At 72.0% G+C, this 24,948-nt stretch carries 21 protein-coding genes and 1 tRNA gene; 19 read left to right on the forward strand and 3 right to left on the reverse strand.

Features of this window, described 5'->3' with window-relative positions; genetic code table 11:
• The 6 genes from ABZV31_RS24030 to ABZV31_RS24055 form a co-directional block, all read left to right on the forward strand.
• On the forward strand, nt 1-355 hold a 355-nt coding region (locus tag ABZV31_RS24030; RefSeq protein ID WP_355897357.1), incomplete at its 5' end, for a CGNR zinc finger domain-containing protein.
• A 269-nt stretch (nt 356-624) separates the two neighbouring features.
• The gene (locus ABZV31_RS24035; protein WP_355897359.1) at nt 625-1,206 is read left to right on the forward strand and encodes a sigma-70 family RNA polymerase sigma factor; all 582 of its coding nucleotides are present in this window, start codon (nt 625-627) and stop codon (nt 1,204-1,206) included.
• A gap of 50 nt (nt 1,207-1,256) precedes the next feature.
• Nucleotides 1,257-2,015 (forward strand): zf-HC2 domain-containing protein, encoded by a 759-nt coding sequence (locus ABZV31_RS24040; RefSeq protein ID WP_355897362.1) that lies wholly within the window; start codon nt 1,257-1,259, stop codon nt 2,013-2,015.
• A 162-nt stretch (nt 2,016-2,177) separates the two neighbouring features.
• Nucleotides 2,178-4,487 (forward strand): UvrD-helicase domain-containing protein, encoded by a 2,310-nt coding sequence (locus tag ABZV31_RS24045; protein WP_355897364.1) that lies wholly within the window; start codon nt 2,178-2,180, stop codon nt 4,485-4,487.
• A 365-nt stretch (nt 4,488-4,852) separates the two neighbouring features.
• Nucleotides 4,853-6,280: an NAD-dependent malic enzyme gene (locus ABZV31_RS24050; protein WP_355897367.1), complete on the forward strand. Its 1,428-nt coding sequence runs from the start codon at nt 4,853-4,855 to the stop codon at nt 6,278-6,280.
• A gap of 291 nt (nt 6,281-6,571) precedes the next feature.
• Complete coding sequence (locus tag ABZV31_RS24055) at nt 6,572-6,853, forward strand: HU family DNA-binding protein (protein ID WP_355897370.1); 282 nt, start codon at nt 6,572-6,574, stop codon at nt 6,851-6,853.
• Between the two features lie 147 nt (nt 6,854-7,000).
• Here ABZV31_RS24055 and murA read toward each other — a convergent pair whose 3' ends face one another.
• Complete coding sequence (gene murA, locus ABZV31_RS24060; RefSeq protein ID WP_355897373.1) at nt 7,001-8,341, reverse strand: UDP-N-acetylglucosamine 1-carboxyvinyltransferase; 1,341 nt, start codon at nt 8,339-8,341, stop codon at nt 7,001-7,003.
• Between the two features lie 334 nt (nt 8,342-8,675).
• On the opposite strand from murA, the gene ABZV31_RS24065 reads away from it, so the two are divergent.
• The 9 genes from ABZV31_RS24065 (at nt 8,676) to ABZV31_RS24105 (ending at nt 19,056) form a co-directional block, all read left to right on the forward strand.
• The gene (locus ABZV31_RS24065; RefSeq protein WP_355897376.1) at nt 8,676-9,248 is read left to right on the forward strand and encodes a YqgE/AlgH family protein; all 573 of its coding nucleotides are present in this window, start codon (nt 8,676-8,678) and stop codon (nt 9,246-9,248) included.
• A gap of 29 nt (nt 9,249-9,277) precedes the next feature.
• Nucleotides 9,278-9,553: a DUF3039 domain-containing protein gene (locus ABZV31_RS24070; protein ID WP_355897378.1), complete on the forward strand. Its 276-nt coding sequence runs from the start codon at nt 9,278-9,280 to the stop codon at nt 9,551-9,553.
• Nucleotides 9,554-9,821: 268 nt separating this feature from the next.
• On the forward strand, nt 9,822-11,495 hold the full coding sequence (locus ABZV31_RS24075) for a beta-N-acetylhexosaminidase (protein WP_355897380.1): 1,674 nt from the start codon (nt 9,822-9,824) through the stop codon (nt 11,493-11,495).
• 240 nt (nt 11,496-11,735) lie between these two features.
• Complete coding sequence (locus tag ABZV31_RS24080; protein ID WP_355897382.1) at nt 11,736-12,629, forward strand: FAD binding domain-containing protein; 894 nt, start codon at nt 11,736-11,738, stop codon at nt 12,627-12,629.
• A complete protein-coding gene (locus tag ABZV31_RS24085) occupies nt 12,626-14,698 on the forward strand; it encodes a 2Fe-2S iron-sulfur cluster-binding protein (RefSeq protein WP_355897385.1) in 2,073 nt (690 codons plus the stop codon). Before ABZV31_RS24080 ends, ABZV31_RS24085 begins: the two co-directional genes overlap by 4 nt.
• Nucleotides 14,695-17,001: a molybdopterin cofactor-binding domain-containing protein gene (locus tag ABZV31_RS24090; protein WP_355897387.1), complete on the forward strand. Its 2,307-nt coding sequence runs from the start codon at nt 14,695-14,697 to the stop codon at nt 16,999-17,001. The genes ABZV31_RS24085 and ABZV31_RS24090 overlap by 4 nt, the downstream gene beginning before the upstream one ends.
• A complete protein-coding gene (locus tag ABZV31_RS24095; protein WP_355897390.1) occupies nt 16,998-17,132 on the forward strand; it encodes a hypothetical protein in 135 nt (44 codons plus the stop codon). Before ABZV31_RS24090 ends, ABZV31_RS24095 begins: the two co-directional genes overlap by 4 nt.
• 203 nt (nt 17,133-17,335) lie before the next feature.
• Nucleotides 17,336-18,508: an SUKH-4 family immunity protein gene (locus ABZV31_RS24100; protein WP_355897393.1), complete on the forward strand. Its 1,173-nt coding sequence runs from the start codon at nt 17,336-17,338 to the stop codon at nt 18,506-18,508.
• Between the two features lie 407 nt (nt 18,509-18,915).
• Nucleotides 18,916-19,056 (forward strand): hypothetical protein, encoded by a 141-nt coding sequence (locus tag ABZV31_RS24105; RefSeq protein ID WP_355897395.1) that lies wholly within the window; start codon nt 18,916-18,918, stop codon nt 19,054-19,056.
• 27 nt (nt 19,057-19,083) lie between these two features.
• On the opposite strand, the gene ABZV31_RS24110 is transcribed toward ABZV31_RS24105, so the two are convergent.
• Nucleotides 19,084-19,155, reverse strand: a tRNA-Cys gene (locus tag ABZV31_RS24110).
• Nucleotides 19,156-19,372: 217 nt separating this feature from the next.
• On the opposite strand from ABZV31_RS24110, the gene ABZV31_RS24115 reads away from it, so the two are divergent.
• From ABZV31_RS24115 to ABZV31_RS24130, 4 genes are all read left to right on the forward strand, one after another.
• On the forward strand, nt 19,373-20,839 hold the full coding sequence (locus ABZV31_RS24115; protein WP_355897398.1) for an MFS transporter: 1,467 nt from the start codon (nt 19,373-19,375) through the stop codon (nt 20,837-20,839).
• A 147-nt stretch (nt 20,840-20,986) separates the two neighbouring features.
• Nucleotides 20,987-22,789, forward strand: a complete 1,803-nt coding sequence (locus ABZV31_RS24120; RefSeq protein WP_355897401.1) for a DEAD/DEAH box helicase — start codon at nt 20,987-20,989, stop codon at nt 22,787-22,789.
• A gap of 310 nt (nt 22,790-23,099) precedes the next feature.
• Nucleotides 23,100-23,741, forward strand: a complete 642-nt coding sequence (locus ABZV31_RS24125) for a helix-turn-helix domain-containing protein (RefSeq protein ID WP_355897404.1) — start codon at nt 23,100-23,102, stop codon at nt 23,739-23,741.
• 218 nt (nt 23,742-23,959) lie between these two features.
• Nucleotides 23,960-24,751 (forward strand): S16 family serine protease, encoded by a 792-nt coding sequence (locus ABZV31_RS24130; RefSeq protein ID WP_355897407.1) that lies wholly within the window; start codon nt 23,960-23,962, stop codon nt 24,749-24,751.
• On the opposite strand, the gene ABZV31_RS24135 is transcribed toward ABZV31_RS24130, so the two are convergent.
• Nucleotides 24,748-24,936: a hypothetical protein gene (locus ABZV31_RS24135; protein ID WP_355897409.1), complete on the reverse strand. Its 189-nt coding sequence runs from the start codon at nt 24,934-24,936 to the stop codon at nt 24,748-24,750. The two genes, ABZV31_RS24130 and ABZV31_RS24135, sit on opposite strands and share 4 nt — an antisense overlap.
• Nucleotides 24,937-24,948 lie beyond the last annotated feature (12 nt).

The following is a 24,948-nucleotide window of genomic DNA, read 5'->3' on the forward strand; positions in this document are numbered from 1 at the left end:
CGTCGCTCCGGACGCCCGGCCGTACGATCTCGCGCTCGCCCGCGTCAACGACCTCGCCCGCACCGCGCCACCGGCGCCCAGGGCGGTGCGGGGCGAAGACGGCACCCTCGTAAGCGAGTTGGCCGGCCCGCCCGAGTGCGCCGCGCTGCTCGCGGCCGTCGCGCGGGACACCGTGGAGCTGCTCACCGACCCCGTCGCCCGGGCGAGCCTGCGCCAGTGCGAGGGCGACAACTGCCCGATCGTTTACCTGGATACGTCCCGGGGACGCAGGAGGCGCTGGTGCTCCAGTGAGGTCTGCGGGAACCGTGAACGGGTGGCCCGGCACCGCCGTCGCGCGGCCCTCGCCCGCGCCTAGGCACCCCCTGGGTGTCCCCTTTGGGGCTTCCGTGAAACGATCACCGAAGTGATTTCCGCTACCCCCCGTTTGACTCCGCCGCCGCGCGGGCAGCCACGGCGCTCTTGCCGATGTGTCGGAAATGTAAAGATCGCACAGGGGGAATGTTCACCCATGTCCCCCTCGTCACGTCACCGCGAAGAAAACTGTCGTCTCGGTTTGAACACGACGCGGCCCGCATACGTACCCGTGCACGAGCGACCGACTGGGGGAACCCCCGGACATCGGAGGTGGGCGTGCGCAAGGATGCGGCCGTGGCCAATGAACGTGGATCGAGGGCCCGACATCGCATGTCCCAGCCCTCGGAACCTGACGAGGAGCTGATGCGTGCCCTGTATCGAGAGCACGCCGGACCCCTGCTCGCGTATGTCCTGCGGCTGGTTGCCGGTGACCGGCAGCGCGCCGAGGACGTCGTGCAGGAGACGCTCATCCGTGCCTGGAAGAACGCCGGTCAGCTCAATCGAGCGACCGGATCGGTACGCCCCTGGCTGGTGACGGTCGCGCGCCGCATCGTCATCGACGGCCACCGCAGCCGGCAGGCCCGGCCGCAGGAGGTCGATCCGTCGCCGCTGGAGGTCATCCCCGCGGAGGACGAGATCGACAAGGCGCTGTGGCTGATGACGCTGTCGGACGCGCTCGACGACCTGACCCCTGCCCACCGGGAGGTCCTGGTCGAGACGTACTTCAAGGGGCGTACCGTCAATGAGGCGGCCGAGGCGCTGGGCATCCCGAGTGGCACGGTCCGCTCACGGGTGTTCTATGCCCTGCGGTCGATGAAGCTGGCACTGGAGGAGCGGGGGGTGACGGCGTGATGAGCATGTACGGGGGGTTCGGAACGGGTGGTTCGGGTATGTCTGGGTCCATGCAGGGATCACCGGCCCCGAACGAGCACGAGACCGTCGGCGCCTACGCCCTCGGGATTCTCGACGACGCCGAGGCAACCGCTTTCGAGGCCCACCTCGCCACCTGCGAGTGGTGCGCCCAGCAGCTCGACGAACTCGCCGGGATGGAGCCGATGCTGGCCGCGCTCGCGGACCTGCCGGGCTCCGGCACGCCCTCGATCGGGGAGTCCCTGTCGGCCAAGCCCAGCCCGCGCCTGGTGGAGAAGCTCGTCGACGAGGTCGCCGAGCGCCGCGCCCAGAAGCGCCGGCGCGGCTTCTACCTGGTCGCGGCCGCGGCCGCGCTGATCATCGGCGGTCCGCTGACCGTGCTCGCGGTGAACGGCGGCTCGGACAGCGGCGGCACCAACATGGCCAACGGCCCCGCCCAGGCCGCGTTCCAGACCATGACCGACAAGAAGACGGCCACGGACCCGACGACGCACGTCACCGCGACCGTGGCGATGGAGAAGCGGGACTGGGGCACCCACGCGGTCCTGCAGCTCAAGAACGTCGTCGGCCCGAAGAAGTGCTCGCTCATCGCCGTCGGCAAGAACGGCGAGCGCGAGACGGTGACCTCCTGGTCGGTCCCGAACTGGGGCTACGGCATCCCGAACGCCAAGACGGAAGAGGCCAAGAACCCGCTCTACGTCCACGGCGGCGCCGCCTTCGCCCCCAACCAGATCGACCACTTCGAGGTCATGACCTTCGACGGCAAGCGACTCGTGGAGGTCAACGCGTAGGGCCTGCCCGGGCCTGCCCGGCGGATCCGGCCGGAGGAAGGACACGGTTCCTGGTCGGCCCCGCGTCTCCGGCAGGATCCGCCGGGCAGGCCCCTACGCTTCCGCCGACGGGTCCCCTTCGCGTACGGTTGACGGCTGCCCAGCACGTCAGAAGGGGGCCCGGTGGCCGCTCAGGCTCAACAGGAATCCGCGGTCGACTCGGTTCACGACGCAGGACACGACTCCGTACGGGACCGAGAGATCAGCGTGGAACAGGAACACCTGGACCGGGTGTACCGGCGCCTCGAGGAGAAGATCCACGAGGCCGAGTTCCTCATGCGCGACGCGGCCAAGCGCGGCCAGGTCGGCACGCCCGGCGCGCTGGCCGAGCGCGACGCGCAGGTCTTCAGGGCGGGCCTCCACCTCAACCGCCTGAACAACGAGTTCGAGGACTTCCTCTTCGGCCGCATCGACCTGCTGCCCGGCAAGGACGGCAAGAAGGGCCCGGACGGCGCATACACCGCCGTCGAGCCGGCCGAGGGCGCGGTGCGCCCCGACAACACGGCCGACATCGCCGAGACCCTGCACATCGGCCGCATCGGCGTCCTCGACCAGGACTACGCCCCGCTGGTCATCGACTGGCGGGCGCCCGCCGCGGCCCCCTTCTACCGCTCGACCCCCGTCGACCCCGGCCGCGTCGTGCGCCGCCGCGTCATCCGCTCCAAGGGACGCAGGGTGCTCGGCGTCGAGGACGACCTGATGCGCCCCGAGCTGAAGGCCTTCCTGGACGGCCACGAGCTGCCCGTCATCGGCGACGGCGCCCTGATGGCCGCGCTCGGCCGGGCCCGCAGCCACACCATGCGGGACATCGTGGCGTCCATCCAGGCCGAGCAGGACCTGGTGATCCGCGCCCCCGCCGCCTCGGTGACGTACGTCGAGGGCGGCCCCGGCACCGGCAAGACGGCGGTCGCCCTGCACCGGGCGGCGTACCTGCTCTACCAGGACCGGCGCCGGTACGCGGGCGGCATTCTGATCGTCTCGCCGACCCCGCTGCTGGTGGCGTACACCGAGGGCGTGCTGCCCTCCCTCGGCGAGGAGGGCCAGGTCGCCATCCGCGCGATCGGCTCGCTGGTCGAGGGTGCCGAGGCCACGCTGTACGACTCCCCGTCGGTGGCCCGCGCCAAGGGTTCCTCCCGCATGCTCAGGGTGCTGCGGAAGGCCGCGCGCGGAGCCCTGGAGCTGAACGACTCGCCGACCCGGCTGCGGTTGGTCGCCTTCGGCCGCCGCCTGGAGCTTCAGGCCGAGGAGCTGGACCGCATCCGCCGCACCGCCCTCGGCGGCACGGCGCCGGTGAACCTGCTGCGCCCCCGCGCCCGCAAGCTGCTGCTCGACGCCCTGTGGGAGAAGTCGGGTGCGGCCGCCCGCAGCACCGACCCGGAGCTGGCCGCCGAGCTGCGCTCCTCCTTCGACGAGGACGTCAGCACTGAGGACGACTTCCTCGCGTTCCTCGACGCCTGGTGGCCCGAGCTGACCCCGCAGGCGGTGCTGAAGGCGATGGCCGACGAGAAGCGGCTCGGCCGCTGGGGCCGCCGGATCCTCAACCCCGGCGAGGTGCGCAGGGTCGCCCGCTCCCTGAAGCGGGACGGGTACTCCGTGCACGACATCGCGATGCTCGACGAGCTCCAGGCGATCCTCGGCACCCCGGCCCGCCCGCGGAAGAGGCGCGAGATGGATCCGCTGGACCAGCTCACCGGGCTCGAGGAGCTCATGCCCGTGCGCGAGGAGTCGCAGCGCGAGCGGGCCGAGCGGCTCGCGCAGGAGCGCATCGAGTACGCGCACGTCATCGTGGACGAGGCGCAGGACCTCACGCCCATGCAGTGGCGCATGGTCGGCCGCCGCGGCCGGCACGCCACGTGGACGATCGTCGGCGACCCGGCCCAGTCGTCCTGGTCCGACCCCGACGAGGCGGTCGTGGCCCGCGACGAGGCCCTGGGCACCCGCCCGCGCCGCCGCTTCCAGCTCACGGTGAACTACCGCAACCCGGCCGAGATCGCCGAGCTGGCCTCGAAGGTGCTCGCCCTCGCCATGCCGGGCTCGCAGGCGCCGTCGGCCGTGCGCTCCACCGGCGTGCAGCCGCGCTTCACCGTCGTGGGGGACTCGCTGGAGAAGACCGTGCGGCAGGAGGCCGGACGGCTGCTGGACCGGGTCGACGGCACGGTCGGCGTGGTCGTCGCCATGAACCGCCGCGAGGAGGCTCGGCGCTGGCTCGCCGGGCTCGGCGACCGGGTGGTGGCGCTCGGCAGCCTGGAGGCGAAGGGTCTGGAGTACGACGCGACGGTCGTCGTCTCGCCGGCGGAGATCGCGGACGAGTCGCCGGCCGGCCTGCGGGTGCTGTACGTGGCCCTGACCCGGGCCACGCAGCAGCTGACGGTGGTCTCCGGCGAGCGGGACGAGCCGGACGCGGACGGGCTGCCGGATCTGCTCAGGGACTGACCGGGCGACGGAGAAACGAACTCTCGGTACGGAATGGCCCTACGGAATCCGTTTGTTAGCCTTGGTGTGGCACCGGCCCGATCCAAGCCCCCGGGCCCAACCTTTGTCGCTTCGAGCGACCACTTGCCGCGAGGCGAGCATGGCGGGTCGGTGTCGCTGAACGCCGAAGAGGCCCACGTCACGATGTGACGTGGGCCTCTTTCGTTGCCTGATCGATTCTCGTATGGTGGAAGTCGTTTTCCGAAACGGTCTCCTACTCGTGAACAAAACGTCCGCAATTCAGGGCGACTACCGCGTACTCAGGGGTAGGTGCGACGATCGGACGGCACAACTTCGCGACACGGTGAAAGTAGAGGAAGTCGGCCATGGCAACGGCGCCCAGCGTCTCCTACTCGATGACCATCCGGCTGGAGGTGCCCGCGAGCGGAACGGCCGTCTCGCAGCTCACCACCGCCGTGGAGTCCTCCGGAGGCTCGGTGACCGGCCTCGACGTCACCGCGTCCGGCCACGAGAAGCTGCGCATTGACGTCACCATCGCCGCCACCTCGACCACGCACGCCGAGGAGATCGTCGAGAAGCTGCGCGGCATCGAGGGCGTGACGCTGGGCAAGGTCTCGGACCGTACGTTCCTCATGCACCTCGGCGGCAAGATCGAGATGGCGTCCAAGCACCCCATCCGCAACCGTGACGACCTGTCCATGGTCTACACGCCGGGTGTGGCGCGCGTCTGCATGGCGATCGCCGAGAACCCCGAGGACGCCCGCCGCCTGACCATCAAACGCAACTCCGTTGCGGTCGTGACGGACGGCTCCGCGGTGCTGGGCCTCGGCAACATCGGCCCCAAGGCCGCCCTCCCCGTGATGGAGGGCAAGGCGGCCCTCTTCAAGCGCTTCGCCGGCATCGACGCCTGGCCGATCTGCCTCGACACCCAGGACACCGACGCGATCGTCGAGATCGTCAAGGCGATCGCCCCCGGGTTCGCCGGCATCAACCTCGAGGACATCTCCGCCCCGCGCTGCTTCGAGATCGAGGCGCGCCTGCGCGAGGCCCTCGACATCCCGGTCTTCCACGACGACCAGCACGGCACCGCAATCGTCGTGCTCGCGGCCCTCACGAACGCACTCCGCGTCGTGGGCAAGTCGGTGGAGAACGTGCGCGTGGTGATGTCCGGCGCCGGCGCGGCCGGTACGGCCATCCTCAAGCTGCTGCTCGCCGCCGGTGTGAAGAACGCCGTCGTCGCCGACATCCACGGCGTCGTGCACGCCGACCGCGAGGACCTCGTCGACGCCGCCCCGGAGTCGGCGCTGCGCTGGATCGCCGACAACACCAACCCCGAGGGCCTGACGGGCACGCTGAAGGAGGCCGTGCGGGACGCGGACGTCTTCATCGGCGTCTCGGCGCCCAACGTGCTCGACGGCGACGACGTGGCCGCCATGGCCGACGACGCGATCGTGTTCGCGCTCGCGAACCCCGACCCCGAGGTCGACCCGGCAATCGCCCGCCAGACGGCGGCAGTTGTGGCCACCGGCCGCTCCGACTTCCCGAACCAGATCAACAACGTGCTGGTCTTCCCGGGCGTCTTCCGCGGCCTGCTGGACGCGCAGTCCCGTACCGTCAATACGGAGATGATGCTGGCGGCGGCGAAGGCGCTGGCGGACGTGGTGACCGAGGACGAGCTGAACCCGAACTACATCGTCCCGAGCGTCTTCAACGACAAGGTCGCGGGCGCGGTGGCCGGTGCGGTGCGGGAGGCGGCGAAGGCCTTCGGGGCGGCGGCACCGTCGGTTTCCTAGGCACCTGTGAGCATCGCCACGGCCTGCCACCGGCGCGTCGCGGAACCCGGGATCTTGGGTCGCCCTCTATGGTGACGGCCACGTTCAGGCCCTCTTTTCGTGTGACTCCCAAGGGTGTTCTCACGACTTCTACGGGTGCCGGATTGGCTTTCCCGCCGCAGGTAGGGGCAGGATGCGTCCCTGGGCGCGAGGGTCTGACGACGGACCCGGGTCCGGGGACTCACCGAGGACCCTGGCAGCATCGGCTTCGATCTCACGCCTCAACGGCAAGAAGAACACGGGAGTAACAACATGAACCGCAGTGAGCTGGTGGCCGCGCTGGCCGAACGCGCCGAGGTGACCCGCAAGGACGCCGACGCCGTGCTGGCCGCGTTCGCCGACGTCGTCGGCGATGTCGTCTCCAAGGGGGACGAGAAGGTCACCATCCCCGGCTTCCTCACCTTCGAGCGCACCCACCGTGCCGCTCGCACCGCCCGCAACCCGCAGACCGGCGAGCCGATCCAGATCCCGGCCGGCTACAGCGTGAAGGTCTCCGTGGGCAGCAAGCTCAAGGAAGCCGCCAAGGGCAAGTGACCTTGCCGTTCGTACGCCACGGGACGGCGTACGGGGCCCTGTAGGGCGCAACAACGCCAATGGGGCGGCCCCCCTTCGTCGGGGGCCGCCCCATCGTCGTACGTATGAAACCGCTGCCGCTGCCCGAGCGCCCTGCCCCGGCCGGCGTCAGCCCAGAGCCTTGCCCGGCAGCTCCACCATCGCACCCAGCTCCACGAGCTTCTCCATGAAGTTCTCGTAGCCGCGGTTGATGAGGTCGATGCCGTGGACGCGGGACGTGCCCTGGGCGGCCAGGGCGGCGATCAGGTACGAGAAGCCGCCGCGCAGGTCCGGGATGACCAGGTCGGCGCCCTGGAGCTTCGTGGGGCCCGACACGACCGCGGAGTGCAGGAAGTTGCGCTGGCCGAAGCGGCAGTGGGAGCCGCCGAGGCACTCGCGGTAGAGCTGGATGTGGGCGCCCATCTGGTTCAGCGCGGAGGTGAAGCCCAGACGGGACTCGTAGACCGTCTCGTGGATGATCGACAGGCCGGTCGCCTGCGTCAGCGCGACGACCAGCGGCTGCTGCCAGTCGGTCTGGAAGCCGGGGTGCACGTCCGTCTCCAGCGCGATGGACTTCAACTGCCCGCCGGGGTGCCAGAAGCGGATGCCCTCGTCGTCGATCTCGAAGGCGCCGCCCACCTTCCGGTAGGTGTTGAGGAACGTCATCATCGACCGCTGCTGCGCGCCGCGTACGTAGATGTGGCCCTCGGTCGCCAGCGCCGCCGACGCCCAGGACGCGGCCTCCAGGCGGTCCGGAACGGCCCGGTGGGTGTAGCCGCCGAGCTTGTCCACACCGGTGATGCGGATCGTGCGGTCGGTGTCCATCGCGATGATCGCGCCCATCTTCTGCAGGACGCAGATCAGGTCCTCGATCTCCGGCTCGACGGCCGCGTTGGACAACTCGGTGACGCCCTCGGCGAGCACGGCCGTCAGCAGCACCTGCTCGGTCGCGCCGACGGACGGGTACGGCAGCCGGATCTTCGTACCGCGCAGCCCCTTGGGCGCCTCCAGGTACTGCCCGTCGGCCCGCTTCTCGATGACCGCGCCGAACTGCCGCAGCACGTCGAAGTGGAAGTCGATGGGCCGGCCGCCGATGTCGCAGCCGCCGAGGCCCGGGATGAACGCGTGCCCGAGGCGGTGCAGCAGCGGACCGCAGAACAGGATCGGGATGCGCGACGAGCCCGCGTGGGCATCGATGTCAGCGACGTTCGCGCTTTCCACATGCGTCGGGTCGAGCACCAGCTCGCCCGGCTCCTCACCCGGACGGACCGTCACCCCGTGCAGTTGCAGCAGACCGCGTACGACACGCACGTCACGGATGTCCGGAACATTGCGCAGTCGACTTGGCTCACTGCCCAGCAGGGCGGCGACCATGGCCTTGGGTACGAGGTTCTTCGCACCGCGGACACGGATCTCGCCCTCCAGCGGGGTTCCGCCGTGGACAAGCAGGACATCGTCGTTGACGGTCATGTATCTCGCGTTCCGATGAGTCGGGCAGGGGCCGGCCGATCACTTTGGGCAGGGGCCGGAGAGACAGAGTAATCGTCGCGTGCCCCCCTTCCGTAAGCCCGAGGACGGCCCAGCCACGTCATAGGTGTGTCACAACACGAACCGTTCCATGCCGGGCACATGGGGTCACCGCAGCCCTTGTAAGCCCGGACGCACCGGTGCGCCACGCCCGCCCGTCTCCCGCCACCACCCCCGAACGAGGCCCTGCCAGGCCACACCTCCGATCGTGGCCGCGTTCACTCCCGTACGCCGATTGGCTCCCCACACCGAGGGAAGATGCGGGATCATGTCTGGCATGACCGAGGTGTCCTCGCTCACAGGACGGCTGCTCGTGGCTACCCCCGCCCTGGCGGACCCGAACTTCGACCGTGCGGTGGTGCTCCTTCTCGACCACGACGAGGAGGGCTCGCTCGGTGTCGTCCTCAACCGTCCCACCCCGGTGTACGTGGGCGACATCCTGGAGGGCTGGGCGGACCTCGCCGGCGAGCCCGGTGTGGTCTTCCAGGGCGGCCCGGTGTCGCTGGACTCCGCACTCGGGGTCGCCGTCATTCCCGGCGGCGCGTCCGGCGAACGCGCCCCGCTGGGCTGGCGCCGGGTGCACGGCGCGATCGGTCTCGTCGACCTGGAGGCACCGCCGGAGCTGCTGGCCGCCGCTCTGGGGTCCTTGAGGATCTTCGCCGGATACTCTGGCTGGGGCCCCGGCCAGCTGGAGGACGAGCTGGTGGAAGGGGCCTGGTACGTCGTCGAGTCGGAACCCGGCGACGTCTCCTCCCCGGCCCCCGAGAGACTCTGGCGCGAGGTGCTGCGCCGCCAGCGCAGCGAGCTGGCGATGGTCGCCACATATCCGGACGACCCTTCGCTCAACTGATGCGTGTGAGCTTCAGTACCCTTGGCGTTATGAGCACTCTCGAGCCCGAGCGCGGGACTGGTACGGGAACCCTCGTAGAGCCGGCGCCGCAGGTGTCCCACGGCGACGGCGACCACGAGCGCTTCGCCCACTACGTCCAGAAGGACAAGATCATGGCGAGCGCACTCGACGGCACGCCCGTCGTGGCGCTGTGCGGCAAGGTCTGGGTGCCCGGCCGCGACCCGAAGAAGTACCCCGTGTGCCCCTTGTGCAAGGAGATCTACGAGTCCATGGGCAGTGGCGGCGAGGGCGACGACAAGAAGTAACCGGTCCGCCCCGAAGTAACCGGTCAGCCCTTCGTCCAAGATCTGTCGGGCTCCAAGATCTGCCAGGCTCTGCAAGGCCCCCGGAGCGCCTTTTGGGCGCGCCGGGGGCTTTTGCCGTGCCGTGGGGCGGAGACCTCTTGCGGGCATGTTCATGCAGTCCATAGCCTCCGGAGTGTTGTGCAGAACAAAACTGTCATTGTGCATGCTGCAACGCGAGCCTGCCTCGGAAAAAACGCCTCGCTGGGCGGAGCGGTAAAGGACTGACGTGATGAGCGCAATTCCGTACGACCTGTTCCGGGGATTCCACGTGGAGCTGATCCCGGCCCCGCGCCGGCTGGAGCCGTCGATCGGCGGGGGCCAGGGGTACTTCATCGACGCGGAGACCGAGATCGAGGCCATGCCTGGAACCGAGCGGGTCGCGCAGTGGCTGCGCACGACCGTCGGCGCGGCGACCGGATATCCGCTGCCGCCGCACACGGAAAACTGGAACCGCATTCTGCTGCGGATCATCCCCACGCTGGCCGCAGAACTTGGCAGCCCCGAGGCGTACCGCGTCTGCGCCGACGGCTATGTGCTCGCCATCGACGGGGCGAGCGAGACGGGCCTGTTCTGGGGCGCCCAGACCTTCCGTCAACTGCTCGGCCCGGACGCTTTCCGCCGGGCGCCGGTCGCCGTCAAGGAGGAGTGGGAGTTCCCCGCCGTCACCATCCACGACAGCCCCCGCTTCCGTTGGCGCGGTCTCATGCTCGACGTGGCCCGGCACTTCATGCCCAAGGACGGTGTCCTGCGCTACCTGGATCTGATGGCCGCGCACAAACTCAACGTCTTCCACTTCCACCTGACGGACGACCAGGGCTGGCGCGTCGAAATCAAGCGGTACCCGAAGCTGACGGAGGTCGGCTCCTGGCGGGCGCGCACGAAATTCGGCCATCGGGCGTCACCGCTGTGGGAGGAAAAGCCGCACGGGGGCTACTACACCCAGGACGACATCCGGGAGATCGTCGCCTACGCCGCCGAGCGGCATATCACCGTGGTCCCCGAAATCGACGTACCCGGCCACTCGCAGGCCGCCATCGCCGCGTATCCGGAACTCGGCAACACCGACGTCATCGACACCACCGCCCTGACCGTCTCGGACAATTGGGGGATCTCTCCGAACGTACTCGCCCCCACTGACAACACCCTGCGCTTCTACGAGGGCGTTTTCGAGGAACTGCTCGACCTGTTCCCCTCGGAGTTCGTTCACGTCGGGGGTGACGAATGCCTCAAGGACCAGTGGCGTCTCTCGCCCACCGCGCAGGCGCGCATTAAGGAACTCGGTCTCGCCGACGAGGACGAACTGCAGGCGTGGTTCATCGGCCACTTCGACCGGTGGCTCGCCGCGCGCGGGCGCCGGCTCATCGGCTGGGACGAGATCCTGGAAGGCGGCCTGGCGGCAGGGGCGGCCGTGTCCTCCTGGCGCGGGTACGCGGGCGGGATCGCCGCCGCGCGGGCCGGCCACGACGTCGTCATGTGCCCCGAGCAGCATGTGTACTTGGACCACCGCCAGGCGCCCGGTGAGGACGAACCCGTGCCGATCGGCTACGTGCGCACCCTCGAGGACGTCTACCGCTTCGAACCGGTTCCGCCGGAGCTCAGTGAGGAGCAGGCCCGCCATGTGCTGGGCACCCAGGCCAACGTGTGGACCGAGGTGATGGAGGACTCCGCGCGCGTGGACTACCAGACCTTCCCCCGGCTCGCCGCCTTCGCCGAGGTGGCCTGGAGCTCCCTGCCCGCCCCCGCCGAGCGGGACTTCGCCGACTTCGAGCGGCGGATGGCAGCCCACTACCGGCGACTTGACGCCCTGGGCGTCGCCTACCGCCCGCCGTCCGGGCCGCGTCCGTGGCAGCGGCGGCCCGGCGTCCTCGGCCGCCCGGTCGAGGGCCCGCCGCCCGCCCGATAGCGCCCCGAACAGACACTGGAAAAAACCCGCAAGTGTCACCGAAGAGTGGAAAATTCGCCCGCAGTGGTGATGCCGTACGAAAACGGACCATCTCCTCGATGAGGTGGGCGAACGCCTCCTAGCGGACCCCCGCGTTCGGGTCCTGCGAAGATGTGCCAGAGTTGCCACGTCCGCCCTGTCAGCACGTACCGTACGGCAGCACAGGCGGGACCAGTGGGGCAGCGGGAAGGGGCAGCCGGTTTGACCACGCACGCACCGCAGGCGGCGCAGGCCGTCACGCTGCCCACGACGCTGGACGAGGCCGTGGCGGCGCTCAGCGCCATGCCCACCGCGGTCCCCGTGGCGGGCGGCACCGACCTCATGGCCGCCGTCAACTCCGGGCAGCTCAGGCCCGCCGCGCTGGTCGGCCTCGGCCGGATCAGCGAGATCCGCGGCTGGCAGTACCAGGACGGCCACGCGCTGCTCGGCGCGGGCCTCACCCACGCCCGCATGGGCCGCCCGGACTTCGCCGCCCTGATCCCGGCGCTCGCCGCCGCCGCGCGTGCCGCGGGCCCGCCGCACATCCGCAACGCGGGCACCCTGGGCGGCAACATCGCCTCGGCCGCCCCCACCGGGGACGCGCTGCCGGTGCTGGCCGCCCTGGAGGCGACGCTGATCATCGCGGGCCCGGGCGGCGCCCGCCGGGAGATCCCGGTGTCGCACCTGCTGGCCGGCGTGGAGATGCTCCGCGCGGGCGAGCTCATCGGCTACGTGCGCGTGCCGCTGCTGCACGCGCCGCAGGTCTTCCTGAAGGCGACCGGCCGGACCGGCCCGGGCCGCGCGGTCGCGTCCGTGGCGCTGGTCCTCGACCCCGCCCGGCGCGGCGTGCGGTGCGCCGTCGGCGCCATAGCACCGCTGCCGCTCCGGCCCCTGGACGCCGAGCACTGGGTCGGCCGGCTCATCGACTGGGACAACGACCGCGCGATCGTCCCGGAGGCGCTGAACGCCTTCGGGGAGTACGTCGCCGCGGCCTGCATCCCCGACCCGGCCCCGGCCGAGGACGGCACCGTTCAACAGCTTCCACCCGCCGTACTGCACCTGCGGCGCACCGTCGCCGCGCTGGCCCGACGAGCACTGGGGAGGGCGCTGTCGTGACCGACGACCAGCACGGAGAGGGCGCGCCCGCGAGCGGCGGCCGCTGGGACCCGCTGCCGCAGGGCGACTACGACGACGGCGCCACCGCCTTCGTGAAGCTCCCCGAGGGCGGCATCGACGCCCTCCTGGCGGCCGACAGTCCGCTCGCCGCGCCCGGTCACGGCTACGTGCCGCCGCAGATAACGGTGGCGCCCGCCCCGCCCGCGGCGACCGACCCGGCGGCCACCGGAACCTGGGCCGTGCCGGCCGCGCCCGCCGAGGGCGCCCAGTGGCCCGACCCGAACGCCGTGCCCCAGGACACGGGCCCGGACGACTGGTTCACGTACCACCCCGGGGTCACCCAGCAGTGGCACTTCGAGGATGCCCAGGCGGCCCAGACCCCGCCTGTCGCCGGGCACGACGTGACCGGGCAGTGGTCGATCCCCGTCGCCGACGGTGACCTTCCGGACGAATCGGGCGAGTTCACCACGTCGTCCCTGATCCAGCAGTGGGGCGGCACGCCCCCGGCCACGCTTCCCGGCGGCGCGCCCGCACCCTGGGCGACGGAGGCGGCGGGGCAGCCGTGGGGGCAGCAGCAGCCCGCGGCCCGGCCGGCCGAGCAGCCGGCGGGGGGCGCGCAGGGGGGTGAGCCGGCCGGGGGCCCGTACGCGGCCGAGCAGCCGGCCTCGCCGACGCATGCGGCCGAACAACAGCACACGGGCGGCGGCGCGCACGCTGCCGAGGCTCCGACGGGAGCCGCGCGCGTGGACGAGCAGCGGGCGGGAACGCCGTACGCGGCCGAGCAGCGGGCGGGGACGGCGTACGCGGCCGAGCAGCCCGCGGGGCCCGATCCGTCTTCGGGCCACCCGCACGCCCGGCCCCGCGTGCACCCCGCCGACCCGTCCCCGGCGCACGCGTCCGCGCAGCCGGCGGCGCACACGCCCGAGCAGCCCGCACCGGAGGCCTCCCCGACCGCTCAGCCGTACCCCGACTCCACGGCCGCCCCCGGAGCGGGCACCCCGGCGGGACCGGGCTCTCGAGCGGCGGCCGGACAGCGCACCGAGGCCGCGCACGGACAGGGCCCGCAGGCCCCGACGGGACAGGGCCCGCAGGCCCCGACGGGACAGGGCCCGCAGGCCCCGACGGGACAGGGCCCGCAGGCCCCGACGGGACAGGGCGCCCAGCCCTCCGCCGGACACGGCGCCGAACCTCCGGCCGAGCCCGCCGCCGAGACCTCACAGCCCGTTCACGGGACCGGTGAGGCCGCCGAGGACACCCGAGGGGCCGCCACGGCCGCTGAGGGCTCCGCTGAGCCTCCCGCGCAGCACGCCCCGGCCAAGGACGCCCGCTCCGAGTCCCGGGCCGCCGAAGAGCCCGTGAACGCCTCCGACTCGGCGACCACCGACGTGAACTCCGGCACCCCGCACGAGAACTCCGCGCCCCCCAACGACACGTCCCCGCACGACGAGCACCCCCTTGCCTCGTACGTGCTGCGCGTCAACGGCGTCGACCGGCCCGTCAGCGATGCGTGGATCGGCGAGTCGCTGCTGTACGTCCTGCGCGAGCGGCTCGGTCTCGCCGGCGCCAAGGACGGCTGCTCGCAGGGCGAGTGCGGCGCGTGCAACGTCCAGGTCGACGGACGGCTCGTCGCCTCCTGCCTGGTGCCCGCGGTCACCGCCGCCGGCAGCGAGGTCCGTACGGTCGAGGGCCTGGCCGTCGACGGACAGCCCTCGGACGTGCAGCGGGCGCTCGCCCGGTGCGGCGCGGTGCAGTGCGGCTTCTGCGTGCCCGGCATGGCGATGACGGTGCACGACCTGCTGGAGGGCAACCCGGCGCCCACCGAGCTGGAGACCCGCCAGGCCCTGTGTGGCAACCTCTGCCGCTGCTCCGGCTACCGGGGCGTGGTGGAGGCCGTCCAGGAGGTCGTCGCCGAACGCGAGGCGCAGGCCGCGGCCGACGTGCCCGAGACGGACGCCGACGAGCCACGCATCCCCCACCAGGCGGGCCCGGGAGCCGGTGGGATCCATCCCTCGGCGTTCGAGTCCCTGGGACCGCATGACCCCTACGGCCAGGACGGAGGCCAGGCGTGAGCAACGAAGCCGCGACCGCTGCCGCCACGGAGGCCGCGCCCGCCCCCGAGCCGCTGCCGCACGGCCTCGGCTCCTCGCTGCCGGCCGCCGACGCCCGCGCCAAGACGGAGGGCACCTTCCCGTACGCGGCCGACCTGTGGGCCGAGGGCCTGCTGTGGGCGGCCGTGCTGCGCTCGCCGCACCCGCACGCGCGCATTGTGTCCATCGACACCTCCCACGCGCGCGAGATGCGCGGCGTCCGGGCCGTCATCACGCACGAGGACGTGCCCGGCAGCCCGCTGTACGGCCGCGGCAAGGCCGACCGCCCGGTGTTCGCCTCCGACGTCGTACGCCACCACGGCGAGCCCATCGCGGCCGTCGCCGCCGACCATCCGGACACCGCGCGGATGGCCGCGGCCGCCGTCATCGTCGAGTACGAGGTACTCGACCCGGTGACCGACCCCGAGCAGGCCTTCGAGGCCGAACCGCTGCACCCCGACGGCAACCTGATCCGGCACATCCCGCTGCGCCACGGCGACCCGGAGGCGTCCGGCGAGGTCGTCGTCGAGGGCCTGTACCGCATCGGCCGCCAGGACCCGGCCCCCATCGGCGCCGAGGCCGGCCTCGCGGTGCCGCGCCCCGACGGCGGCGTGGAGCTGTACCTGGCGTCGACGGACCCGCACACCGACCGCGACACGCTCGCTGCCTGCTACGGCCTGGAGCCCGAGCGCGTGAAGATCGTCGTCACCGGCGTGCCCGGCGCCACCGCCGACCGCGAGGACCAGGGCTTCCAGCTCCCGCTCGGCCTGCTGGCGCTCAAGACCGGCTGCCCGGTGAAGCTGACCGCCACGCGCGAGGAGTCCTTCCTGGGCCACGCGCACCGGCATCCGACGCTGCTCCGGTACCGCCACCACGCGGATGCCGAGGGCAAGTTGGTGAAGGTCGAGGCCCAGATCCTGCTCGACGCGGGCGCCTACGCCGACACCTCCTCCGACGCGCTCGCCGCCGCCGTGGCCTTCGCCTGCGGTCCGTACGTCGTCCCGAACGCCTTCATCGAGGGCTGGGCCGTGCGCACCAACAATCCGCCCTCCGGCCATGTGCGCGGCGAGGGCGCCATGCAGGTGTGCGCCGCCTACGAGGCGCAGATGGACAAGCTGGCCAAGAAGCTCGGCCTGGACCCGGCGGAGCTGCGCCTGCGCAATGTCATGGCCACCGGCGACGTCCTGCCGACGGGCCAGACGGTGACGTGCCCCGCGCCGGTCGCCGAACTGCTGCAGGCCGTACGGGACTACCCGCTGCCCCCGCTGCCCAAGGACACCCCCGAGGAGGAGTGGCTGCTGCCCGGCGGCCCCGAGGGCGCGGGCGAGCCGGGCGCCGTACGACGCGGTGTGGGCTACGGCCTGGGCATGGTGCACATGCTCGGCGCGGAGGGCGCGGACGAGGTCTCCACGGCGACCGTGAAGGTCCAGGACGGCGTGGCGACGGTGCTGTGCGCGGCCGTGGAGACCGGGCAGGGCTTCGCGACGCTGGCCCGGCAGATCGTCCAGGAGACGCTCGGTATAGACGAGGTGCGCGTGGCGCCGGTCGACACCGACCAGCCGCCGGCGGGCGCGGGCTGCCGCGGCCGCCACACCTGGGTGTCGGGCGGTGCGGTGGAGCGTGCGGCGAAGATGGTCCGCACGCAGCTGCTGCAGCCGTTGGCGCACAAGTTCGGCATGTCCACCGAGCTGCTCCAGATCACCGACGGCAAGATCACGTCGTACGACGGAGTCCTGTCCACGACCGTGACGGAGGCGATGGACGGCAAGGAACTGTGGGCCACCGCCCAGTGCCGCCCGCACCCGACGGAACCGCTGAACGAGTCCGGCCAGGGCGACGCCTTCGTGGGCCTCGCGTTCTGCGCGGTCCGCGCGGTGGTGGACGTCGACATCGAGCTGGGCTCGGTCCGGGTGGTGGAGCTGGCCCTCGCCCAGGACGTCGGCCGGGTGCTCAACCCGGCGCAGCTGGCCGCGCGGATCGAGGGGAGCGTCACCCAGGGCCTGGGCATCGCCCTCACGGAGAACCTGCGCACCCCGCGCGGATCGATCCGCCACCCCGACCTCACGGGATACGCATTGCCCACGGCCCTGGACGCGCCCGACATCCGCATCGTGAAGCTGGTCGAGGAGCGGGACGTCGTCGCCCCCTTCGGCGCCAAGGCCGTCAGCGCGGTCCCGGTGGTGACTTCCCCCGCGGCGATCGCCTCCGCCGTACGGGCCGCGACCGGCCGCCCGGTCAACCGCCTCCCGATCCGCCCCCAGGCCGCGGTGGTGACCACCCAGTGAGCGAGAAGGACACGCCTCCCGAGGAACCGCGCTACGAACCTCCGCCCGGCATCGGCAAGCTGCTGGGCTGGATCCTGCTCTTCGTCGTGGCCGCGATCGTCGTGGTGCTGGGCGGCGTGTACTTCACGTGAGGCAATGCCGGGGTCGTCCTGATCACCGGCGTGACGGCCTCCGCCAAGTCGACGGCTCCGGGGCCTCCGAGGCTTTCCGGGGGTGTCCGGGGCGTTGTCAGTGGCGCGGCGTAGTGTTCGGGGCAGTGGGGACGACGGCTTCCGCCCGAGGGGGGACGCCTGGACGTGTCCTGCCCGGGACTGTGAATTCATGCGGGGGAGCAATGAGCACGACCGACGCCGGCACCGCGGCGATCACCCTGACCGAGGCCGACCTCGCTCCGTACGTCACGCACGGGCCGACGCGCCGCCGACTGACCGGCCCCGGCCTGTCGGCCGACGGCGGCCTGCTGACGTTCGCGGCGCTGCGCCGTGACGGCCTGCGGACGGTCGCGGACTCCACGGGCGACCCGGACCGCCTGGTGGAGGAGCTGCGCGACCAACTGGTGATAGGCGGACTCCTCGGCCCCGACGGCCTGGAGGCGGAGTCGCTCCTGCTCGACGGCGACACCGGCGAGATCTCCACGACGCACTTCTTCCACGACCGCCCCGACCTGATGGACGCCCGCCCCTTCGCACCGTCCCTGGAGACGCTGGTCCGGTTCGCGGCGGTGACGGAGGAACTGGCGGGCCTGCGCGGCCAGTTCGCGTCCTACGCCGGCCGCTTCGGGCAGAAGGCGGTCGCGGAGGCGTCACGCCAGCTGCTGGCGGTGTTCGAGGACGGTACGGACGGCGAGGTGCCTGCGTTCTGGAAGGCGGCGGCCCTGATCCGCCCGCTGGCGCTGATCGCCGGTCCGGGCACGGAGTCGGGGCTGACCCTGGACCTGCCCGCCCGCCTGCTGGACCAGGAGTTCGGCCAGGGCCACGTCGCGCGCTTCGAGGACGTCGACTTCCCCGCGACGCTCACGCACGAGCCGACGCGCCGCTTCCTGCGCGAGACGGGCCTGCCCGAGGACGGCTTCATGTTCCAGCTCGACACCGACGTGCCGCTGCCGACCCTCGCCGAGTACTACGCCGACGAGCGCGCCGACGAGTTCCCGCCCGACCAACTCCCCGAGCACGCCGACCGCTTGATACGCCTCGGCTACCTCATCGAGGACAACAGCCTGGTGGTCGACGGCGCGACCGGCGCGGTCCTCAACTTCAGCGAGCCCGATGCGACCCTCTTCCCGCTGAACACGGACGTCTCCACCCTCGCCTTCACCCTCTGGCTGCTCCACCGCGAGAGGACGATCGACGCCGAACTGGACACGCGGCTCACGGCAGAGGCGTACGACCAGGTCGCGACGACGATGATCCAGGTCCTGTCGACGGTCGACCCGACGGGCAGCACGTCCGACGCCGAATGGCACTACTGGACGGAGACGTTCCAGGACGAGGCGGGCGGCGTGCTCTGAAGCGGCTGCACACCCCGGCTCGACGCTTCAGGTCCTGTGCCGGGACCGTTGGTGGGGTTTTCGTGGTGACAGGCGCCCGCTCGCGCCCAACGGTGCCACCCCGTACGGGTGTTGACGGGGGACGAGGGTGCGGGCCCGGGTGCGGACCAACGTCGCCCGGGAGGGCGGCCAGGTCTGCGCCGTACAGGGCGGGAAGGTCATCATCCACCGGACCCCGCTGCCACGAACGGAGCCGCCCCCGCCGGGGAGCGACCGGTGACCGCCGACCCCGTGGACGTCCACCCGACCGTGCACGTGGAGAGCGGCTACGGGTACGGAACGGTCGGCGCCATCCTGCATGTCCGGCCGGACCACGGGCCGGTGTACCTGCTGGTCGAGCACCGGCCCTCACCCTCGGCCCGGGCCAAGTGGCTGCCGGAGCAGCCGAGCCGGTTGCTCGACGCCCGGTACGCGCCGCCCTGTCGGCCACGGCCGAGGACCTGGACATCCACGTGGTCCTGGGTGAGAGCGGCCTGGAAGTACGCGGCCTGGAAGTACGGGGCGTATGAGGCACCGATGAGTGGTCGCGATTCCAGAGGCCGTGGCGGGATTCGAACCCGCGTTCCCCGCTTTGCAGGCGAGTCCCTAAACCACTCGGGCACACGGCCGTGTCGGGGCGAAGGGTTCTTCGCCGTTCCGAACTCGGTGATTCGACCGTAGGGCCGGGCCGAGGAGGGGCTCAAGGGAAAGGCGGTGGCCGCAACGGGACTGCCATACGCCGTTCATGAAAGGGGTGCCACGGCGAGGGTCGTACGACCAAGGTCCCGGTGCGGGGCCTCCTTCCGACAGGGGTCAAATTCGCTGGTGGACCTTACGCTGGCGACCATGACCACCCTGGAACCGCGCGACACCGGCGTCGCGGACGTCTCCGGCGGATCCGAGACCCGCGACATGTCGACCAATACCGTGCTGAGTCGGCCCTTTCGGTCGCTGAGTATCGGGATCGTCTCCGTCGTCCTGCTGATCGCCTTCGAGGCGACCGCCGTCGGTACGGCGATGCCGGTCGCGGCGCGGGAGCTGGACGGGGTGTCGCTGTACGCGTTCGCGTTCTCGGGGTACTTCACGACGAGCCTGTTCGGGATGGTGCTCGCCGGGCAGTGGTCGGACCGGCGGGGGCCGCTGGGGGCGCTGACCGCGGGGATCGGCGCGTTCGCGGCGGGGCTGCTGCTGGCCGGCACGGCGAGCGCGATGTGGGTGTTCATCGTGGGGCGGGCCGTGCAGGGATTCGGCGGCGGGCTGGTGATCGTCGCCCTGTACGTCGTCGTCGGCCGCGCCTACCCGGAGCGGCTGCGGCCGTCGATCATGGCGGCGTTCGCGGCGAGCTGGGTCGTCCCGTCCGTCGTCGGCCCGCTCGCCTCGGGTGCGGTGACCGAGCACCTCGGCTGGCGCTGGGTGTTCATCGGGATTCCGGTGCTCGTGGTCTTCCCGCTGGCGCTCGCCCTGCCGCAGATACGGCGGCGGGCGTCGGGCCCGGTGGGGGAGCAGGGCGCACGGGCGGAGCAGGCCTCCTTCGACCGCCGCCGGATCCGGCTCGCCCTCGGTATCTCGCTCGGCGCCGGGCTGCTGCAGTACGCGGCGCAGGACCTGCGGTGGGTCTCCCTGCTCCCCGGCGCGGCGGGGGCCGCGCTGCTGGTGCCGGCCGTGCGGGGACTGCTGCCGCGCGGAACGTACCGGGCGGCGCGCGGGCTGCCGTCGGTGGTGCTGCTGCGCGGGGTCGCCGCGGGCTCCTTCGTCGCCGCCGAGTCCTTCGTCCCACTGATGCTCGTCACCCAGCGGGGGCTCTCCCCGACGCTGGCCGGGTTCTCGCTCGCGGCGGGCGGGGCCACCTGGGCGCTGGGCTCGTGGGTGCAGTCGCGGCCGCGCGTGGCGCCGTACCGGGAACGGCTGATGACCCTCGGCATGGTGCTGGTGGCCGCGGCCGTCGCCACCGCGCCCAGCGTGCTGATCCACGCCGTCCCCGTCTGGACGGTCGCCGTCGCCTGGGGCTTCGGCTGCTTCGGCATGGGCCTGGTGATCGCCTCCACCAGCGTGCTCCTGCTGCACCTGTCCGCCCCGGAGGAGGCCGGCGCCAACTCCGCGGCCCTCCAGATCTCCGACGCTCTCGCCAACGTGCTCCTCCTCGCCGCAGGCGGCGCCGCCTTCGCGGCCCTGGGCGGCGGCACGGTGACCCACGCGGCCACGGCGTCCTCCGGCTCCGGTGCTCATCCGGCCGCCTTCGCCGCGGTGTTCCTGCCGATGGCCGGGGTGGCGCTGGTGGGCGCCTGGGTGACGACGCGGCTGCGGGAGCGGTGACCTGGCCCCCACCGCTGCCGGTGATCTGTGACCCGTGTCGCACCTGGGCAGGGTGCGGCGGCGTTGCCCCGAGTGGCGGGCGAGCACACCGGTAGGGTGGCCCGGTTGTCATACGTAGCCGAGCCCCGACCCCGATCCACGGAGACCGTGACTACCACCGCCAGCTCCAGTTCGTCGCACTCCCACCACCTGTCGCCCGCCTTCCCCGGCCGCGCGCCCTGGGGCACCGCCAGCAAGCTGCGTGCCTGGCAGCAGGCCGCGATGGACAAGTACGTCCAGGAGCAGCCGCGTGACTTCCTGGCGGTCGCCACCCCCGGCGCCGGAAAGACCACCTTCGCGCTGACGCTCGCCTCCTGGCTGCTGCACCATCACGTCGTGCAGCAGGTGACGGTGGTCGCGCCGACCGAGCACCTGAAGAAGCAGTGGGCGGAGGCGGCCGCGCGGATAGGGATCAGGCTGGATCCCGAGTACAGCGCGGGCCCGCTCGGCAAGGAGTACGACGGGGTCGCCGTGACGTACGCGGGCGTCGGCGTCCGTCCGATGCTGCACCGCAACCGCGTCGAGCAGCGCAAGACCCTCGTCATCCTCGACGAGATCCACCACGCCGGCGATAGCAAGTCGTGGGGCGAGGCGTGCCTGGAGGCCTTCGAACCGGCCACCCGTCGCCTCGCGCTCACCGGTACGCCGTTCCGCTCCGACACCAACCCCATCCCCTTCGTCACGTACGAGGAAGGCCCGGACGGCATCCGGCGGTCCGCCGCCGACTACACCTACGGCTACGGCTCCGCGCTCGCCGACGGCGTCGTGCGCCCCGTCATCTTCCTCTCCTACAGCGGCAACATGCGCTGGCGGACGAAGGCCGGTGACGAGGTCGCGGCCAAGCTCGGCGAGCCCATGACCAAAGACGCGGTCAGCCAGGCCTGGCGCACCGCCCTCGACCCGCGCGGCGACTGGATGCCCGCCGTGCTGCGCGCCGCCGACCAGCGGCTGACCGAGGTCCGCAAGGCCATCCCGGACGCGGGCGCCCTCGTCATCGCCTCCGACCAGGACTCGGCACGCGCCTACGCCAAGCTGATCCGCGAGATCACGGGCAGTAGGGCGACGCTCGTGCTGTCGGACGACGCCGGCGCGTCGAAGAAGATCGACGAGTTCAGCAACAGCGACGACCGCTGGATGGTCGCGGTCCGGATGGTGTCCGAGGGCGTGGACGTCCCGCGACTCGCGGTCGGCGTGTACGCCACCACCATCTCGACCCCGCTCTTCTTCGCCCAGGCCGTCGGCCGTTTCGTACGATCCCGGCGGCGCGGTGAGACCGCCTCCGTCTTCCTGCCGACCATCCCCGACCTGCTGACCTTCGCCAACGAGATGGAGGTCGAGCGCGACCACGCCCTCGACAAGCCGAAGAAGGAGGGCGAGGAGGACCCGTACGCCGAGTCCGAGAAGGAGATGGAGGAGGCGAACCGGGAGCAGGACGAGGACACCGGCGAGCAGGACATGCTGCCCTTCGAGGCGCTGGAGTCCGACGCCGTCTTCGACCGGGTCCTCTACGACGGGGCCGAGTTCGGCATGCAGGCCCACCCGGGCAGCGAGGAGGAGCAGGACTACCTCGGCATCCCCGGCCTGCTGGAGCCCGAGCAGGTGCAACTGCTGCTGCAGAAGCGGCAGGCACGGCAGATCGCGCACAGCCGCAAGAAGCCGGACGCCGAGGCCGACCTGCTCGAACTGCCCGCCGACCGGCGGCCGGTGGTGACCCACAAGGAGCTGATGGAGCTGCGCCGGCAGCTCAACACCATGGTCGGCGCCTACGTCCACCAGAGCGGCAAGCCGCACGGGGTCATCCACAACGAGCTGCGCCGCGTGTGCGGTGGCCCGCCCAGCGCCGAGGCGACGGCCGGGCAACTGCGGCAGCGGATCGCCAAGGTGCAGGAGTGGGCGACCCGGATGCGGTGACGCCGGGCGCCGGGTGAGGGTCCGGCGCCACAGCGGGGCGTACGTATCGGGACGAACGCCAGCAGTCCGTACGGGCCGGTGACCGGATTCTGGACGGAGACTTCCGCTCAGCGAACCGGCTTCGCTACTGTCCCGCTACGCACACGCCCCGTGGCAGCGCCGCCGCGGAGCGCAGCCGTGAAGCGACTGAGTCCGGGACGACCCGGACCGCCGGCCGATCGGCGGCCTCTGACGCGCGTCACTGACGGGACTCGGTGACGCACCCGCCGCGAAGAGGACCGCCGACTTCACCACTTAAGGAGTGGGCGTCGTGACCGCGGAGACCTCCCAGACGCTCGACCGGGGCCTGAAGGTCCTCAAGCTATTGGCCGACACGGACCACGGACTGACCGTCACCGAGCTGTCCCAGAAACTGGGCGTGAACCGGACCGTCGTATACCGGTTGCTCGCCACGCTGGAACAGCACGCGCTCGTACGCCGTGATCTGGGCGGGCGTGCCCGGGTCGGGCTCGGGGTGCTGCGGCTGGGCCGCCAGGTGCATCCGCTGGTGCGGGAGGCGGCGCTGCCGGCGCTGCGGTCGCTGGCCGAGGACATAGGGGCGACGGCCCATCTGACGCTGGTGGACGGGGCGGAGGCGCTGGCCGTCGCCGTGGTCGAGCCGACGTGGACGGACTACCACGTGGCCTACCGGGCCGGGTTCCGGCATCCCCTGGACCGCGGCGCCGCGGGCAAGGCGATCCTCGCGGCCCGCCGGCAGCCGACGGCGGAGCCCGGGTACACCCTCACGCACGGGGAGTTGGAGGCCGGAGCCAGCGGGGCGGCGGCGCCGCTGCTCGGCGTGACGGGCGTGGAGGGCAGCGTCGGCGTCGTGATGCTGGCGGACTCCGTCCCGGAGCGGGTGGGCCCGAGGGTCGTGGACGCGGCACGGGAGGTCGCGGAGGCGTTGCGCTGAGCCGGGCTGAGCCGGGTTGCGCCGGGCTGAGCCGGGCTGATGAGCCGGGTTGCGCCGGGCTGAGTCGGGCTGAGCCGGGCTGAATCGGCGCCCGGCGACTGCGTTTCCAATCGGCCCGCGGCACTGGCCGATCCGCCGAACCCGCACTCCCTCCTCCTGCCGATCCCCCACCCCGACCGGCACCTGGCCGGAAGTCGCCGTCGCGTTAGATTGATCCCGTGCTCTCTCGCCTCACGCGCCCCCAGGCCGTCGCCGTCTGTGCCCTCCCCGTCGTGGCCCTGCTCGCCACGGCGGCGTTCGCGCCGCTGCCGTTCTCGGTGGCGCAGCCCGGGATGACGGCGAACGTGCTCGGTGAGAACAAGGGCACCCAGGTGATCACGGTCTCCGGTGCGCCGACCCGCAGAACGAGCGGGCAGCTGCGGATGACGACCATCGAGGCGACCGGCCCGGACGCGCACGTCTCGCTCGGCGACGTGGTCGACGGCTGGTTCGCCACAGACCGGGCGGTCCTGCCGCGTGACGCGGTCTACCCGAGCGGCGACAACGTCAAGGAGATCGAGCGGCACAACGCCGAGCAGATGAAGCAGTCCCAGGACGCGGCGACCCAGGCGGCTTTGAAATACCTGGGCGTCAACGACAAGAACGTCAAGGTCACGCTCAAGCTCGCCGACGTCGGCGGCCCCAGCGCGGGCCTGCTGTTCACCCTCGGCATCATCGACAAGCTCGGCGGCGACGGCAGCGGCGGTGACCTCACGGGCGGCCGTACGGTCGCCGGTACGGGAACGATCAGCGCTGACGGCAGGGTCGGCGCCGTCGGCGGTGTGGCCCTCAAGACGCAGGCGGCCCGGCGGGACGGGGCCACCGTCTTCCTGGTGCCGAAGGCCGAGTGTGCCGACGCCAGGTCGGAGCTCCCGAAGGGGCTGCGGCTGGTCCCGGTGACCTCGCTGAAGGGCGCGGTGAGTGCGCTGGTGGCATTGGAGAAGGGGAAGAGCCCGGTCCCGAGCTGTTAGTGGGCAGCGGCCACCGCTTTCGGGGTGGCGGCCAGGCGCAGGCCCACTTCCACGAGGGTCCAGCCGAGGCGGACGCGCAGGTCGCGCGGGCGGCGGGCGGCGGCGGCGAGCCGGTGGGCGTCGGCCTCCGCACGGAGCTCGGCGGCGCGGGCGTGGTGCAGGGCGAGGTGCGTCTCGGGATGCATGGGGAGTGGCCT

Origin of the sequence: Streptomyces sp. NPDC005202 (assembly GCF_040608235.1) — a bacterium.
Taxonomy (GTDB): domain Bacteria; phylum Actinomycetota; class Actinomycetes; order Streptomycetales; family Streptomycetaceae; genus Streptomyces.

Excerpts from the sequence above, each read along its gene's own strand:
- ABZV31_RS24040 (WP_355897362.1), top strand. The coding sequence starts at position 1,257 with ATGCAGGGATCACCGGCCCCGAACGAGCACGAGACCGTCGGCGCCTAC.
- ABZV31_RS24050 (WP_355897367.1), top strand. The coding sequence starts at position 4,853 with ATGGCAACGGCGCCCAGCGTCTCCTACTCGATGACCATCCGGCTGGAG.
- ABZV31_RS24055 (WP_355897370.1), top strand. The coding sequence starts at position 6,572 with ATGAACCGCAGTGAGCTGGTGGCCGCGCTGGCCGAACGCGCCGAGGTG.
- murA (WP_355897373.1), bottom strand. The coding sequence starts at position 8,341 with ATGACCGTCAACGACGATGTCCTGCTTGTCCACGGCGGAACCCCGCTG.
- ABZV31_RS24065 (WP_355897376.1), top strand. The coding sequence starts at position 8,676 with ATGACCGAGGTGTCCTCGCTCACAGGACGGCTGCTCGTGGCTACCCCC.
- ABZV31_RS24070 (WP_355897378.1), top strand. The coding sequence starts at position 9,278 with ATGAGCACTCTCGAGCCCGAGCGCGGGACTGGTACGGGAACCCTCGTA.
- ABZV31_RS24075 (WP_355897380.1), top strand. The coding sequence starts at position 9,822 with ATGAGCGCAATTCCGTACGACCTGTTCCGGGGATTCCACGTGGAGCTG.
- ABZV31_RS24100 (WP_355897393.1), top strand. The coding sequence starts at position 17,336 with ATGAGCACGACCGACGCCGGCACCGCGGCGATCACCCTGACCGAGGCC.
- ABZV31_RS24115 (WP_355897398.1), top strand. The coding sequence starts at position 19,373 with ATGACCACCCTGGAACCGCGCGACACCGGCGTCGCGGACGTCTCCGGC.
- ABZV31_RS24135 (WP_355897409.1), bottom strand. The coding sequence starts at position 24,936 with ATGCATCCCGAGACGCACCTCGCCCTGCACCACGCCCGCGCCGCCGAG.